This window comes from Frigoribacterium sp. NBH87, assembly GCF_014217665.1.
GTDB classification, from domain to species: Bacteria; Actinomycetota; Actinomycetes; order Actinomycetales; family Microbacteriaceae; genus Frigoribacterium; species Frigoribacterium endophyticum.
This window is the reverse complement of sequence record NZ_CP043650.1, coordinates 2858063-2872247: the sequence shown is the minus strand read 5'-3', so window position 1 is coordinate 2872247 and position 14185 is coordinate 2858063. Positions and strand designations below refer to the sequence as shown.

General features: G+C 73.8%; 13 protein-coding genes, 3 tRNA genes and 1 pseudogene. 5 read left to right on the top strand and 12 right to left on the bottom strand.

All coding sequences use genetic code 11. The features are described from left to right. The first annotated feature begins 39 nt into the window (after positions 1-39). Complete coding sequence (locus F1C15_RS13445) at positions 40-885, top strand: UbiA family prenyltransferase (RefSeq protein ID WP_185231776.1); 846 nt, start codon at positions 40-42, stop codon at positions 883-885. 88 nt (positions 886-973) lie between these two features. Here the strand turns inward: F1C15_RS13445 and F1C15_RS13440 are convergent, their stop codons facing one another. From F1C15_RS13440 to F1C15_RS13420, 5 genes are all read right to left on the bottom strand, one after another. Then, positions 974-2134 (bottom strand): NAD(P)/FAD-dependent oxidoreductase, encoded by a 1161-nt coding sequence (locus F1C15_RS13440; protein ID WP_185231774.1) that lies wholly within the window; start codon positions 2132-2134, stop codon positions 974-976. After that, entirely contained in the window at positions 2131-2892 is a 762-nt protein-coding gene (locus tag F1C15_RS13435; protein ID WP_255465282.1) for a methyltransferase domain-containing protein, read from the bottom strand. Before F1C15_RS13435 ends, F1C15_RS13440 begins: the two co-directional genes overlap by 4 nt. Next, positions 2889-4142: a type III polyketide synthase gene (locus F1C15_RS13430; protein ID WP_185231772.1), complete on the bottom strand. Its 1254-nt coding sequence runs from the start codon at positions 4140-4142 to the stop codon at positions 2889-2891. The genes F1C15_RS13435 and F1C15_RS13430 overlap by 4 nt, the downstream gene beginning before the upstream one ends. Positions 4143-4336: 194 nt before the next feature. Beyond that, a tRNA-Met gene (locus tag F1C15_RS13425) sits at positions 4337-4410 on the bottom strand. A 31-nt stretch (positions 4411-4441) separates the two neighbouring features. After that, a tRNA-Thr gene (locus F1C15_RS13420) sits at positions 4442-4516 on the bottom strand. Between the two features lie 125 nt (positions 4517-4641). On the opposite strand from F1C15_RS13420, the gene F1C15_RS13415 reads away from it, so the two are divergent. Continuing rightward, positions 4642-5241, top strand: a complete 600-nt coding sequence (locus tag F1C15_RS13415; RefSeq protein WP_185231770.1) for a 2'-5' RNA ligase family protein — start codon at positions 4642-4644, stop codon at positions 5239-5241. On the opposite strand, the gene F1C15_RS13410 is transcribed toward F1C15_RS13415, so the two are convergent. Continuing rightward, the gene (locus F1C15_RS13410; RefSeq protein WP_185231768.1) at positions 5238-6170 is read right to left on the bottom strand and encodes an aldo/keto reductase; all 933 of its coding nucleotides are present in this window, start codon (positions 6168-6170) and stop codon (positions 5238-5240) included. The genes F1C15_RS13415 and F1C15_RS13410 overlap by 4 nt on opposite strands. Before the next feature lie 110 nt (positions 6171-6280). On the opposite strand from F1C15_RS13410, the gene F1C15_RS13405 reads away from it, so the two are divergent. Further along, positions 6281-8038 carry a glycoside hydrolase family 13 protein gene (locus tag F1C15_RS13405; protein ID WP_082514251.1) on the top strand — a complete coding sequence of 586 codons (1758 nt, stop codon included), beginning with the start codon at positions 6281-6283 and terminating at the stop codon, positions 8036-8038. A gap of 64 nt (positions 8039-8102) precedes the next feature. Here F1C15_RS13405 and F1C15_RS13400 read toward each other — a convergent pair whose 3' ends face one another. From F1C15_RS13400 to F1C15_RS13390, 3 genes are all read right to left on the bottom strand, one after another. Continuing rightward, on the bottom strand, positions 8103-9293 hold the full coding sequence (locus F1C15_RS13400) for a M23 family metallopeptidase (protein ID WP_185231766.1): 1191 nt from the start codon (positions 9291-9293) through the stop codon (positions 8103-8105). Between the two features lie 222 nt (positions 9294-9515). After that, complete coding sequence (locus F1C15_RS13395) at positions 9516-10367, bottom strand: inositol monophosphatase family protein (RefSeq protein WP_185231764.1); 852 nt, start codon at positions 10365-10367, stop codon at positions 9516-9518. 116 nt (positions 10368-10483) lie between these two features. Beyond that, positions 10484-10565 (bottom strand) — tRNA-Tyr (locus F1C15_RS13390). A gap of 397 nt (positions 10566-10962) precedes the next feature. On the opposite strand from F1C15_RS13390, the pseudogene F1C15_RS16370 reads away from it, so the two are divergent. Then, positions 10963-11049 (top strand): annotated as a pseudogene (locus tag F1C15_RS16370) (hypothetical protein); the annotation flags it as partial. Between the two features lie 231 nt (positions 11050-11280). Here the strand turns inward: F1C15_RS16370 and F1C15_RS16250 are convergent. After that, on the bottom strand, positions 11281-11529 hold the full coding sequence (locus F1C15_RS16250) for a hypothetical protein (protein ID WP_255465278.1): 249 nt from the start codon (positions 11527-11529) through the stop codon (positions 11281-11283). Here F1C15_RS16250 and F1C15_RS16245 point away from each other — a divergent pair. Further along, positions 11509-11874, top strand: coding sequence for a hypothetical protein (locus F1C15_RS16245; RefSeq protein ID WP_255465277.1), 366 nt, complete (start codon positions 11509-11511; stop codon positions 11872-11874). The genes F1C15_RS16250 and F1C15_RS16245 overlap by 21 nt on opposite strands. Before the next feature lie 216 nt (positions 11875-12090). Here F1C15_RS16245 and cls read toward each other — a convergent pair whose 3' ends face one another. Both cls and F1C15_RS13375 read right to left on the bottom strand, forming a co-directional pair. Further along, positions 12091-13557, bottom strand: a complete 1467-nt coding sequence (cls, locus tag F1C15_RS13380) for a cardiolipin synthase (protein ID WP_235491142.1) — start codon at positions 13555-13557, stop codon at positions 12091-12093. Positions 13558-13563: 6 nt separating this feature from the next. After that, the gene (locus tag F1C15_RS13375; protein ID WP_056052987.1) at positions 13564-14052 is read right to left on the bottom strand and encodes a YajQ family cyclic di-GMP-binding protein; all 489 of its coding nucleotides are present in this window, start codon (positions 14050-14052) and stop codon (positions 13564-13566) included. Positions 14053-14185 lie beyond the last annotated feature (133 nt).

The following is a 14185-nucleotide window of genomic DNA, read 5'->3' as shown; positions in this document are numbered from 1 at the left end:
GTCGGGCCGACCGGCCCGACCTCTGCCAGGCTGGGTCCGATGTCGACAGTCTCCGCGCTGGTGCGCAGCACCCACCCCGGCCCCACGGCGACCGTCACGCTCCTCAGCCTCGTGCTCGGCCTGGCCGTCTCGCTCGAGGCAGGGCCGCTCGTCGTGGTCACCGTCGCCGTGCTGGCGGGCCAGGTCTCGATCGGGCTCTCGAACGACCTCGTCGACCTCGACCGTGACCGCAGCGTCGGCCGGGCCGACAAGCCCCTCGCCCTGGGCCAGGTCTCCCCCGGCGTGGTCGGCGCGGCCGCGGTCGCGTCACTCGTCGTCGGCGTCGCCGCCCCGTTCCTCCTCTCGGTGCCCGCGGGCCTCGCCCACCTCGTGCTCGTCGCCTCCGGCTGGGCCTACAACCTCGGGCTGAAGCGCACCGCCGCCTCCGTCGTCCCGTTCGTGGTGAGCTTCGGGCTGCTGCCCGCGGTGGTGACCCTCGCGCTCACGCCTCCCGCGCCTCCCGCGGCCTGGGCCCTCGGGGTCGGGGCCGTCTTCGGCGTCGCCATCCACTTCACCAACGTGCTGCCCGACCTCGGCGACGACGCGGCCACCGGGGTGGCGGGCCTGCCGCACCGCCTCGGCCGCCTGCCCGCCGGGGTGGTCGCCTTCGCCGCCCTCGCGGTCGCGGCCTGCCTCACCCTCGCGGGCCAGCTCGGCAGCGGGGCCACGGCCGCCGGCCCCGTCGTGGCCGTGCTCGGCTTCGTCGTCGTGCTCGGCATCGCCGCCGCGGGCACGGTCGTCGTCGTGCGGGGCGGCGACACGCGCCTGCTCTTCCGGCTGATCATCGTGGCCGCCCTCGTGCTCGTCGGGCAGCTCGCCCTGAGCGGCGCGGCGATCGTCGCCTGAGCCGCGCCGCAGCTCCGGCCCCCGACCCGGCACGGCCACGGCCCCGGCCCCGGCCCGGCCTCGGCGCCGGACGGGCGCCTGTGACCGATCAGGCGAAGCGCATCGCGTAGGTGTCGGCGAGGAGGCGCGAGGCCGGCGACCGGAGGGCGACCGTCAGGCCCGCGCGACGCACGGCCAGGGCGGCGGGGCCCGCCGGTCGGCCGAGCGACATGTTGAGCTCGGCCTGGCGGGCGGCCCGGAGGGCGGCGCGTCGCCGGGACGCCTCGACGGCGCCGAACGCGCCCGGGTCGTGTCGACGACCGCCCGCGGTCCGGAGCGCCCGCGAGAGCACGGGGGCCCAGGCCACGGCGTCGAGCCAGCCGAGGTTCATGCCCTGCCCGCCGATGGGGCTGATCTCGTGGGCGGCGTCGCCGATCAGCAGGACGCGCCCGACCGCGGTGCGCGCGGCCAGCCGCCGCTGCACCGAGAACGCGCTCAGCATGGTCGACGAGGCGGCGTCGACGCGGAGGCCCGTGCGGCGCCGGACGAGGCCGGCGACCTCGTCGACGTCGGGGCCGGCGGGCCCGCCCTCGGGCAGCGACACCACGAAGCGGCGCACGCCGCCCGGCAACGGGAACGACTCGACCACGCCGTCGCCCTCGACGTTCACGACGGCGTCGGCACCGTCACCGGTCTCGTCGGCGAAGTCGCCCATCACGAAGCGGTCGCGGTAGCGGCGGACGGGCGCGTCGACGTGCAGCAGGTCACGGACGCCGCTCCGCGAGCCGTCCGCGGCGACGACGAAGCGCGCGGCGAGCTCGACCGGCCCCGACGGGCCCTCGCCGGTCAGCACGACCCGTTCGCCCTCCTCGACGAGGCCGGTGAGGCTCACGCCCCGGCGCAGCGCCCCGGGGGCCAGCGCCTCGAGACGGGCGCGCAGCACGGCCTCGGTGCGGTGCTGGGGCACGGCGGCGACGAAGGGCCAGCGCGCTCCCGGCCGGCGGTCGAAGTCGACGGTGCCGAGCGTGCGGCCGGCGCTCCGGGCGACGCCGCGGCGGATGCGCACGGCCGACTCCACGAGCTCCTCGGCGGCGCCGACGGCGGCCAGGGCGTCGAGCGACGGCGGGTGGACGCCGATCGCGCGCGAGAGCTGCGGCTCGTCGGTGCGGCGCTCCCAGACGGCGACGTCGAGGCCGAGGTGCGCGAAGAGGGCCGCGGCGTGCACCCCGACGGGCCCGCCGCCGACGACCACGACGTCGTGCGTGATCACGAGGCGACCTCCGCGGCCGCCCGACCCGCGACTCCCCCCGGCTCCGAGGAGGCGCGGAGCGGCTCCCAGGTCAGCCAGACCCGCATCGGCGGCCGGGCCAGCACGCGCCACCGCGGCGGCGCCACGGCGCGGAGCTCGTCGACGCGCCAGCTGCGGCGGATCGAGCGGAGGCCGTCGACCCGGACGAACGACGACCCCGCCAGCGGCAGGGTCCCGACCGCGTAGGCGGCGTAGGCCGCCCGCGAGCGTCGGATGTCGCTGTGCAGGGCGAGCCGCCGGGCCAGCCGCTCGCTGTCGGAGAGGACGGCCGTGCGGGCGGCGTCGTCGAGGTGGTGCAGGACGTGGTTCGACACGACGACGTCGAAGGTCTCGCCCGCCGCCACCAGGTCGGCGCTCGAGGCCCGTCGGTAGTCGACCCCGCGTCGGGGCCGGGCCGACGCGAAGTCGTGGGCCCGCTCGTCGGGGTCGACCGCCGTGACGTGCAGCGCGAGCCCGTCACGCTCGGCCCACCGCGCCAGCGCCCTCGCGAGGTCACCGCCGCCCGAGCCGAGGTCGAGGAGGGTGGTCGGGGCGCCGGCCGAGGCCACGAGGGGCCGGAGGCGCTCCGTCCAGGCCCGCCGCCAGCCGGCCACGAGCCCGTTGACGAGCGGGAAGACCGCGTAGGTGCGCCGCAGGGCCGCGGGGTCGCAGTCGGGGTCGTCCATCAGCTCGGCGAGGTGCTCCGCCCGCCCGCGCAGGTCGGGCAGGAGCGACGTCACGCCGCGACCCGACGCGTGAGCAGGCTCGTCTCGACGGTGAGGCCGGGGCCGAACGCCATGGCGCAGACGCGTTCCCGGGCAGGCGCGACGTCCGCAGCGCCGGTCGGAGCGGCAGCGCCCCCGGCGAGGCCCACGTCGACGGCAGCGGCGACGGGCACGGCGTCGGGCACCAGGTGCTCGCGCAGGATGAACAGCACCGTCGCGCTCGACATGTTGCCCCGCGTGCGCAGCACCTCGCGCGACGGCGCCATCTGCGGGTCGCTGAGGCCGAGCCGCTGCTGCACGCGGTCGAGGATGCTCCGCCCGCCCGGGTGCACCGCCCAGCGCGTCACGTCGCCGACGCCGACGCCCTCCGCGGCGAGCAACGGCACGAGCGCGTCGTCGATGTTCTCCTCGACGATGTGCGGCACGTAGCTGCTGAGCACCATGTCGAAGCCCTGGTCGCCGATGCTCCAGGCCATGTCGTCCTCCCCCACCGGGGTCAGCACCGTCTCGAGCACGTCGAGGTCGAGCACCGTCTCGCCGGCCGGAGCCGGGCGCGCCGTCACGACCGCGGCCGCCGCGCCGTCGGCGAAGACGGAGGAGGCGATGATCGCGTCGGGGTCGTCGCTGCTGCGGAGGTGGAGGGTGCAGAGCTCGGCGCAGACGACGAGGACGACGGCGTCCGGGTCGGCCAGGCAGGTGTCGCGGGCCGACCGCAGGGCCGGGAACGCTCCGTAGCAGCCCATGAAGCCGATGTGCAGCCGCCGCGTCGTCGCCGGCAGGCCGAGGCGGCGCACCAGCAGGTAGTCGGGCCCGGGCGCGAAGAAGCCGGTGCACGAGACGGTCACGACGTGGGTGACGTCGGCCGCGGTGATCCCCGCGGCGCCGGCCAGCGCCTCCTCGGCGGCCCGGGCGAAGAGGTCGGGGCTCTCGGCCACGTAGACGTCGTTGCGCGTCCCCGTCGTCGGGCGGAGGATGCGGCCCTCGGCCCGGTCGTAGAACGTGGGAGTCGCGGCGTCGTCGTCGGGACCGCCGTCAGCCGAGAGCGGGGCCGCGTCGGGCGCCCCGCCCGCGCCGGCGGGCTCGGCGCCGAGCTCGGCGATGACGGTGTGCCGGGTGTCGATGGCGGCACCGTCGAAGACGGCCCCGATGAGCCGCGGAGCGAGCCTGCCGAGGCCGGGCTGCGACCGGAAGACGTCGCGGATGTGGGGCTGGTCGATGACGGTCGGGGGCAGGGCTGTTCCGATGCTTCGGATGCTCACGGGCATGCGTCATGGTATGCCCGGGGCCCCGAGCGTCGGCCCGGGCGGGCGCAGGGCTTGCCGTCGGAGGCGCGGCTGTTCAGAGGGCGGACGGAGCTCGCGGCACCTGCCGACACGAGGAGACGGTGTCGAGGAGACGGTGTCGAGGTGACGCCGCCGAGGTGGGGCGGCGGAGGATGACCTCTCGAGAAGAACTGCGGTAGCGAGGGCGGGACTCGAACCCGCGACACCACGATTATGAGCCGTGTGCTCTAACCAACTGAGCTACCCCGCCGCAAGCTGTCGCCACGGTGGGCGTGACCAGCTGGAGCCCCGAGTCAGGTTTGAACTGACGACCCCTTCCTTACCATGGAAGTGCTCTACCACTGAGCTATCGGGGCGTGAGACCGGGCCGCAGACGAGCTGCTGCCGATCGGCACCTGACGACTTTAGCAGAACACGGGAGCTCTCGTGCACACCGTGACGACACCGTCCGGGTGTCGGCGGTCGAGGCCAGGATCGGGTCATGCACAGCCTCGAGGTCCTGCTCGATCCCGCCGCCGACGACGCCGTGCGCGCCGAGTGGGCCATGCTCTCCGCGGCGGGACTGCCGTCGCTCGGCGAGCACACGGGCGAGACCAATGCCCCCCACGTGACGCTGCTCGCCCGGCCCGCCCTCGACGACGAGGCCGACGCCGCGCTCCGCGAGCTGGCGGCCGCGACCCTCCCGTTGCCCGTCGAGCTGGGCGCTCCCCTTGTCTTCGGCACCGGGCGGCGGGGGCTCGTCCTGGTGCGGTCCGTCGTGCCGACCGACCGCCTCCTCGGGCTGCACCGCGCCGTCCACGACCTGGTGGGGCGCGGCCGGGGCAGCGACGAGACCGTCGAGCACACCCGGCCCGACGCGTGGACGCCGCACGTCGCCCTGGCCCGACGCCTCACCCCGGCCGGGGTGGCGACCGCGCTGGAGGCGCTGGCCGACGCTGCGTCAGCACGCGAGGCGGCGACCCTCGAGGAGGCGCGGGTCGGCGGCGACCCCGCCCGCGACTCCTCGACGACCCGGCTGGCCGCGATGCGCCGCTGGGACAGCGACCGCAGGGCCGTGGTCGCGCTGGGCCCCGCCCGCTAGTCGAGCGGGGTGGAGACGAGCTCGAGGCTCGCGAGGTCGTCGGCCGTGAGCTCGACGTCGGCGGACTCGAGCAGGCCCTCCAGCTGGATCACCGTGCGGGCGCTGGCGAGCGCGCCGATGACGTTCTGGCGGCTGGCGAGCCACGCGATGGCCACGGCTCCGGGCTGGACGCCCTGGCGCTCGGCGATCTCGACGAGCACCTCGACGGTGCCCTGGTTCTGCGGGGTGACGTAGCTCATCGCCCGGCCGCCCCGGGGCGAGTCGCCGCGGCCGGCGTCGCCGCGGTACTTGCCGGTGAGGAACCCGCTCGCGAGCGACGAGTGCGGCAGGACGGCCAGGCCGAAGTGGTCGACGATCGGGGCGACGTCCGACTCGTAGTCGCCGCGGCGGACGAGGTTGTAGGCGGCCTGGACGGCGGCGAACGGGTGGAGCCCGTCGCGGTCGGCGATGGCGAGCGCCTGGCGCAGCCGGGCGCCGGTGTAGTTCGAGGCGGCGGGCCAGCGGATCTTGCCCTCGTCGACGAGCTCGCTGAGCGCCCCGACGGTCTCCTCGAGGGGGGTCTCGTCGTCGTCGAAGTGCGTCGCGTAGAGGTCGATGTGGTCCGTGCGCAGCCGGAGGAGCGACGCCTCGACGGCCCGGCGGATGCTCGCCCGGCCGAGCCCGGGAGCGTCGGGGTGCTGGCCGCACTTGGTGCTGATGACGACCTTCTCGCGGTTGCCGGGGCGCGCCAGCCAGCGGCCGATGATGGCCTCCGACTCGCCGCCGGAGTTGCCGGGCAGCCAGGCCGAGTAGACGTCGGCCGTGTCGATCAGGCGCCCGCCGTCGCCCGCGAAGACGTCGAGCACCTCGAGCGCGGTGGGGGCCCCGACCGTCCAGCCGAACACGTTGGTGCCGAGGGCGAGTGGGAAGCCGTCGCCGTCGGGGAACACGGCGTCGGCGACGGGGGTGGTCGAGGCGTCCAGGAGCGCTCCGTTCGGGGTCGTGAGGTGTGGTCAACGGTACTGGATGGGGGCCTCCGAGCCTGCCGTATCGTGGGCGCATGTCCTCTACCGAGACCACGGGCGACACGCTCGACTCCCCCTCCGAGACCGACGTCCAGGCACCCGCCGATCCCGAGACGGAAGGCCTCGCCACGTCCGCCGACGACCTCGAGTGGTGGCGCACCGCCGTCATCTACCAGGTCTACCCGCGCTCCTTCGCCGACGGCGACGGCGACGGCGTCGGCGACCTGCCCGGCATCACGGCCCGGCTCGACGCGCTCGTCGAGCTCGGCGTCGACGCTGTCTGGCTGTCGCCCTTCTACACCTCGCCCCAGGCCGACGCCGGCTACGACGTCGCCGACTACACCGACGTCGACCCGCTCTTCGGCACGCTGGCCGACTTCGACGCCCTCCGTGCCCGCGCGACCGAGCTCGGCCTGCGCCTCATCGTCGACCTCGTGCCCAACCACTCGTCGTCGGCCCACGTGTGGTTCCGCGAGGCCCTGGCGGCGTCGCCCGGGTCGCCCGAGCGTGCCCGCTACATGTTCCGCGAGGGCCGCGGGGCCGCGGGCGAGCTGCCGCCGAACAACTGGGAGTCGATCTTCGGCGGCCCGGCGTGGAGCCGGGTCACCGAGGCCGACGGCAGCCCCGGCCAGTGGTACCTGCACCTCTTCGACTCGTCGCAGCCCGACCTCGACTGGACGAACCCGTGGGTGCGCTCCGCCTTCCTCGACGTGCTCCGCTTCTGGCTCGACCGCGGCGTCGACGGGTTCCGGGTCGACGTCGCCCACGGCCTGGTCAAGGCCGAGGGCCTGCCCGACTACACCCCGCCCGCCGACGCGGGCAGCATGGGCGGCGGCCTCGGCGAGGACCGCACCCCGCCCTACTGGGGCCAGGACGGCGTGCACGAGATCTGGCGCGAGTGGCGTCGCGTGCTCGACGAGTACGAGGGCGACCGCGTGCTCGTCGCCGAGGCCTGGGTCGAGCCGCTCTCGAAGCTGGCGAACTGGGTGCGCCCCGACGAGATGCACCAGGCCTTCAACTTCGCGTACCTCGAGACGGGCTGGTCGGCCGCCGAGATCCGCCGCGTGGTGGACGCGTCGATCGAGGTCTTCGCGAGCGTCGGAGCCCCGAGCACCTGGGTGCTGAGCAACCACGACGTCGTGCGCCACGCGAGCCGGCTCGCCCTCACCGCCGAGAACCCGCAGGGTCACGGCATCGGCCCGCGCAGCCCCGGCCTGCCGATCCCCGAGCTCGGCCTGGCACGGGCCCGTGCCGCGACGGCCGTCATGCTCGCCCTCCCCGGGAGCGCCTACCTCTACCAAGGCGAGGAGCTGGGGCTGCCGGAGGCGGTGGACCTGCCCGACGAGGCGCGTCAGGACCCGACGTGGTTCCGCACGGACGGCGAGCGCTACGGCCGCGACGGCTGCCGTGTTCCGCTGCCCTGGGAGTCGGGGTCGCCCGCCTTCGGGTTCAGCGAGACCGGCGCCTCCTGGCTGCCGCAGCCCGACGACTGGAGCACCTACGCGCGCGACGAGCAGCGCGGGGTGCCCGGGTCGACCCTCGAGCTCTACCGCTCGGCCCTGGCCCTCCGCTCGGAGCACGAGCTCGGCTCGGGGCGTCTCGAGTGGCTGAGCGGCTGGTCGGACGACGTGGTGGCCTTCCGCAGCGGCGACGTCGTGGTGCTCGCGAACACCGGCGAGGTGCCGGTCGAGCTGCCCGTCGCCGACGTGCTGCTCTCGACGATGGCGCTCGACGGCCCGGCGCTGCCCGCCAACGCCGCCGTCTGGCTGCGGGCGGAGGGCGTCACCGACTGACGCCGCCCGCCGACGACGAAGCCCCCCGGCCGGTGTCGGGGGGCTTCGTCGTGCACGAGGTGCGTCAGTTCGTGTTGGCCTGGAGCCACGGGTACGGGTCGACGGGGACGCCGGCGAGGTGGATCTCGAAGTGCAGGTGCGCGCCGGTGCTGTTGCCGGTGCTGCCGACCTTGCCGACGAGCTGCCCGACGGTGACCGTGTCGCCCACCTTCACCTCGACCGAGCCGGTCTGCATGTGCGAGTAGGTCGACGTGACCTTCTGGCCGTCGATGACGTGCTCGATCTCGACGTGGTTGCCGAAGGCGCCCGACGGGCCGGTGACGACGCTGACGGTGCCGTCGGCGATGGCCTGGATGGGCGAGCCCGCGCCGGGCACGAAGTCGAGGCCCTCGTGGAAGGTGGAGCAGAAGCTGCAGTTCGAGACCTGACGGGCACCGAAGCCGCTGCTGATCGGCACGCCGGTCTGGAAGGGCCACTGGACGGTGCCGGCCATGTCGTTCGAGAACGTGCTCGAGCTGGTGGAGGCGTACTCGGAGGCGACCTTCATCTCGGTGACCGAGTAGCCGTCGCGGCTCACGTCGTCGTCGGTCGCTCCGCCGGCGACGAAGCTCTGCGCGGCCGCGGCGCTCTTCTTGGCGACGGTGGCCTCGGGGGTGTCGACGAAGAAGGCGTTGGCGGGCACCGAGGTCGCCACGAGCATCGCGCCGGCGAACATCATGGCGCCGACGACGGTCACGCGCTTCGAGGTGCGCTGGAACGCGGAGGGAGCCGTGCGGGCCGCCGGGGTCGACCGGGCGGAGGCGGTGGTCGCGACGACGGGGCTCGCGGACCGGGTGCGGCGAGGGCCGGCGGCGGGACGCGCGGCCGCGGCGGGGCGCGCGGCGGACGCCGTGCGGGGCGAGGTCGCGGGACGCTGGGGAGCGGTGCGGCCGCGACGGGAGGCGGCCTCGGCGGCACGCAGGGAGGCGCGGGTCGGCAGGGCCTGCGCCGTGGCGACCTCGGGGGCCGCGATGGTCGGGACCGCGGTCTCGACGACCACGGGCTCCGCGGCCAGGGTGGCTGCGGCCTCGGGGGCGGCGACGGCACGGGGAGCTGCTGCTGCTGCTGCGGCGCGGCGCTCGGCCTCGCGGGCTTCGCGGCGGGTGAGGAAGACGGGCGAGGCGGCCTCGGCGGTCGGTGTCGTCAGAGCATCGTCGGCTCGGGGCGACGGAGTCTCGTCGCGGTCGTGCTCGGCGAAGGTCTGGGGGTTCGACACGTCGTGATGGTCCTCGGGGTCGTCGGGACGGAGAGGCGGATGCACCCTCTTCTTCTCGGCCGCTACACCGGTGACTCAGGTCACGGAAAAGTAACGAACCAGTCAAGGGTAGCCGCTCAGGCCACGGATGGCTACCCGAGTCAGGGGGTCACGGCCACCGTGGCATGTCAGATGCGGTGTCCCGTCGCCGAGGAACAGGGCCGTCGACCCCGCCCGATCGGCTCAGATCCGGGCCTCGGCCACCGCCCGCCAGAGCTCGTCGGCGATGCTCGGAGCGGCGGCGGAGGTCAGGCGTCCGCCCTCGGCGGAATCGTCCGAGGCCCGGACGACGGCGCCCGCCTCCTCGGCGACGAGGGCTCCCGCGGCGTGGTCCCACGGCTTGAGCCCGCGCTCGACGTAGGCGTCGAGCCGTCCGGTCGCGACCGCGCAGAGGTCGAGCGAGGCGGCCCCCTGGCGCCGGATGTCGCGCACCTTCCCGATCAGCCGCCCGACGGCCGCGACCTGCTCGACGCGGCGCTCGGCCTCGTACGAGAAGCCCGTCGCCACGAGCGACTCCGCCAGCGTGGCCGGGGAGGACGGACGGAGGCGCTGGTCGCCCAGCCACGCGCCTCCCCCTCGGGACGCCGTCCAGGTCTCGCCCGACAGCGGGTTCACGACGCAGCCGGCGAGCGCCCGCCAGGCGCCCGGCACCGGGTCGCCCTCGACGACGGCGACGCTGACGGCCCACTGCGGGATGCCGTAGAGGAAGTTGACGGTGCCGTCGATGGGGTCGACGACCCAGGTGAGGCCCGTCGTCGAGCCGTGCTCGGCGCCCTCCTCGCCGAGGAAGCCGTCGCCGGGGCGCAGCTCGGCCAGACGGGCACGGAGGTGCTCCTCGACCTCGCGGTCGGTGTGGGTGACGACGTCGACGAGGCTGCTCTTCGTCGCGGCGACGGCGACGCCCTCGGAGCGGCGGCGGGCCGCGAGCGCCGCCGCCTCGACGGCGACCGTGCGGGCGACGTCGAGGAGGGCGGCGGGCGTGGTCGCGGCGGCGGCGGTGGCGTCGGCGAGCGGGGTCGCGGGCTGGTCGGTCATGGTGCTCCGTCGGTCGGTGCCGGACCCGGCCCGGGACGTGCCCGGAACGACGGAACGGACCCGAGGTCTCGAGTCCGTTCCGTGGTGCCGACGTGGGTGATCACGTCGAGCGGGGGTGGCAAGTGAGGGATTCGAACCCCCGAAGGCTACGCCGGCTGATTTACAGTCAGATCCCTTTGGCCACTTGGGTAACTTGCCATGCACGCCCGGCCCATGTGTTCACCGACCGGAGGCGCCAGACAAATATACAGCCTCCGGAGCCCCCTCACGACCACCCCGCCTCCCCCGCCCCCCTCCGTGGCCAGCTCGCCGCTCCGCCTCGCACTCACCACCAGCCACCCCCGGGCGCCACGTTCTCAAATTTGAGCGTGATCGGCCCGGTGAGGTCGTGGAAGGCCGATGCCTGCGATGGGTGTGCGCGGATCACTCTCGTTCTACGGAGCGGACGTCCGAGAAGGCTTCTCCGAGCGCGGCTGTCGGGGTCTCCACAACCGACCCATGCAGGCGCCCTCCTCATTCTGACGAACCAGCCGACTCTCCCCCGACGGACGATTGGGGCGCGATCAGGACGGCGAACGCCACGAGGCTCACCCCGATGGACCCCAGGATCAGCTCTGCTCTCATCGCCCACGCCGGTCTCGTCACCCGTGCCGATCTGCTCCGACACGGACTGTCGCAGGGCGAGATCGATGCCGCCTGGCGCGCTGGCGAGGTCCTCCGCATCCGTCACGGCCTCTACGGCGACCCTGAGCTGCCTGTGCCCGTGATCAGGGCGGCTCGCGTCGGCGGACCGCTCGCCGGGCCTTCGGCCGTCGCTCAGTCCGGCGCCTGGCAACCGCACGGCGCGCCGCTGTTCGTCAGTGCGCGAGCGAACGACCATCGCCTCCGCGACCCGGACGACGCGGGTCGGCGACTACGCCGACACGACCCCACGGTGGTCGTCGTCCGCGACCGCGAGCAGCTCGATCCCATCGCCGAACGCGCCGTGGTCTCGCGGGTCACCGCCGTCGCGCAGACCGTCCGCCTCTTGCCTGCCTGGGAGGCCGTCGCCGTCCTCGACTCCCTCCAGCACGTCGGTCTCCTTCGAGAGCACGCAGCACTCGAAGAACTGCGTCGACGCCTTCCCCGGCGACTCCAGGGGGTGCTCGACCTCGCCGACCACCGGTCCGAGGCCGGGACGGAGTCGATCACTCGGGTGCGCCTCCTCGAGGCGGGCATCCCCACGCTGGTCCAACCCGTCCTCGCGCCTGGGATCCGGGCTGACCTCCTCGTCGGCGACCGTCTGGTCGTCGAGTGCGTGAGCGTCGAGCACCACGCCGGATCGAGCAAGTTCAACGCCGACCGCCGACGCATCGCTCACCTCGTGCAGCTGGGGTACACCGCTGTCGAACTGCCCTACCCCGAGATCCAGTTCGACTGGGGCTGTGCCCTCGCGACGGTCGAGTCGGCCATGTGGACCCTCGGCATCGCAAAGGGAGAGAGACCCGAGGTGCGACTCCTTCGATGACTGGCCTCTGAGCGCCCTGGACCGCCGATCACTCTCAAATTACGAACCATGGGAGGTGAGACGGGCCGCAGGAGGGGCAGGGCGGAGGCGCGGGGCGGACGAGCCGGAGGCGCGGGGCGGACGGAGGCGCGGGGCGGGCGGAGGCGCGGGGCCGGCGGAGGCGCGGGGCCGGCGGAGGCGCGGGGCGGGCGGAGGCGGGCAGCCGCCGGCGCCCGGCTACTGCACCGCGGAGGTGAGCCGGGCGACGTTGTCGAGCACCTTCGAGCGGAAGGGGCGGACGAGCCACTCGTCGAGCAGCAGCTCGCGGCTGGCGTCGCGGTACGACTGCTCGACCTCGCGCAGCTGCCGCACGAAGCTCCGGCCGCGGATCATGACCGAGATCTCGAGGTTGAGGCTGAACGACCGCATGTCCATGTTGCTCGAGCCGATGACGGCCACCTCGTCGTCGACGGTGAGGTGCTTCGCGTGCAGCACCGTGGGCGACCGGTACAGGAAGATGCGCACGCCGGCCCGCAGCAGCGCCTCGTAGTACGACCGCTGCGCGTGGTAGACGACGGCCTGGTCACCGATCTCGCTGACGAAGAGCTGCACCTCGATGCCCCGCTGCGCCGCGGTCGTGACCGCGTAGAGCATCGACTCGTCGGGCACGAAGTACGGGCTCGTGATGATGATGCGCTCCTGCGCGTTGTAGAGGAGCGTGTTGAAGAGCCGCAGGTTGTTCTCGCCGTCGAAGCCCGGCCCGCTGGGCACGACCTGGCAGTCGACCGTCGGCGCGTCGTCGGCGACGACCACGGGGTCGGCCTCGCGGAGCAGCAGCTCGTCGGTCTCCGAGTACCAGTCCGTGACGAAGAGCGCGTTGACGCCCGCGACGATCGGCCCCTCGAAGCGGACCATGAAGTCCTTCCACTGCAGCCCGCGCCGGTGGTTGCCGCGCCGCTGGTAGCCCCGCTCGATCATGTTCTGCGAGCCGGTGAAGGCGACCTGCCCGTCGATCACCAGCAGCTTGCGGTGGTTGCGCAGGTCGGGCCGCTGGTAGCGCCCCCGCAGCGGCTGGACCGGCAGCATGAGCTGCCACTCGACGCCCATGCGCGTGAGGCGGCGACGCGTCCGCCGGTAGCCGGGGTAGCCCCGGCTCGCGATGTGGTCCATCAGCACCCGCACCGTGACGCCACGGCGCCGGGCGTTCTCGAGGGCGACGAAGAACGGCTCCGTCGTCGCGTCGAGGCTGGTGATGTAGAACTCGGCGTGCACCCAGCGGTGGGCTCCGTCGACGGCCTCGACCATCGCCTCCATCGACCTCGCGTAGTCGGAGTGCAGCTCGGCCGTGTTGCCGCCCACGAGGGGCATGGCGCCGAGCGTGCGGTTCAGCGCGATCACCGAGTCGAGCCAGAGGGGCCAGGGGTGGTCGCGGGTGACGCGCTCCATGCCCTCGGTCGTCTCGACGATGTAGGTGTTGATCTCCTGCTGCTTCTCGCGTCGACGGCGCGGCAGCTTCGTGCTCCCGAAGAGCAGGAAGAGCAGGAACCCTACGTACGGGATGAGGAAGATCGCGAGCAGCCAGGCCGTCGCGGTCGTGGGCCGACGGTTGATCGGCACGTAGACGATCGCGAAGACGCGGATGGCGATGTCGAAGACGACACCGAGCACCGCGATGGTGGCGGGCAGCCACGCGGGCTCGGTCACGGAGGGCTAGCGGAAGTTGACGAACTGCAGGTCGACGTCGAGGTCAGCCTTCTTCAGCAGCGCCATCGTGGCCTGGAGGTCGTCACGGCTCTTCGACGTGACGCGCAGCTCGTCGCCCTGGATCTGGCTCTTGACGCTCTTGGGGGCCTCGTCGCGGATGATCTTGCCGATCTTCTTCGCGTGCTCCTGCTCGATGCCCTCCTTGAGGGCGGCCTCGATGCGGTACTCCTTGCCGCTCGCGAAGGGCTCGCCCACGTCGAGGTGCTTGAGGCTGATGCTGCGCTTGATGAACTTCGACTCGAGGACGTCGAGCACGGCCTTGACGCGCTCCTCCGTCGAGGCCTTGAGCAGGAGCTTCTCACCGCTCCAGTCGACCGAGGCGCCGACGTTCTTGAAGTCGTAGCGCTGCTCGATCTCCTTCTGTGCCTGGTGGAGGGCGTTGTCCGCCTCCATCTTGTCGACCTTGCTGACCACGTCGAAGGAGCTGTCTGCCATGCCGGCCAGCTTAGCGGCGACGGGCGGTCACGGCCCGCCGCGGTCGGGACGTCGACCGCGGCGGCCGCCACGCGCCTCCCCCACCACGACGACGCGCCCCCGGCCCGCCCCGCGAGGGGAGGACGCCGGAGGC

Bases quoted from the DNA above. Each gene is read 5' to 3' on its own strand.
- F1C15_RS13445 (WP_185231776.1), top strand. From the start codon at position 40: ATGTCGACAGTCTCCGCGCTGGTGCGCAGCACCCACCCCGGCCCCACG.
- F1C15_RS13430 (WP_185231772.1), bottom strand. From the start codon at position 4,142: ATGCCCGTGAGCATCCGAAGCATCGGAACAGCCCTGCCCCCGACCGTC.
- F1C15_RS13395 (WP_185231764.1), bottom strand. From the start codon at position 10,367: ATGACCGACCAGCCCGCGACCCCGCTCGCCGACGCCACCGCCGCCGCC.
- F1C15_RS13405 (WP_082514251.1), top strand. From the start codon at position 6,281: ATGTCCTCTACCGAGACCACGGGCGACACGCTCGACTCCCCCTCCGAG.
- F1C15_RS13375 (WP_056052987.1), bottom strand. From the start codon at position 14,052: ATGGCAGACAGCTCCTTCGACGTGGTCAGCAAGGTCGACAAGATGGAG.
- F1C15_RS13415 (WP_185231770.1), top strand. From the start codon at position 4,642: ATGCACAGCCTCGAGGTCCTGCTCGATCCCGCCGCCGACGACGCCGTG.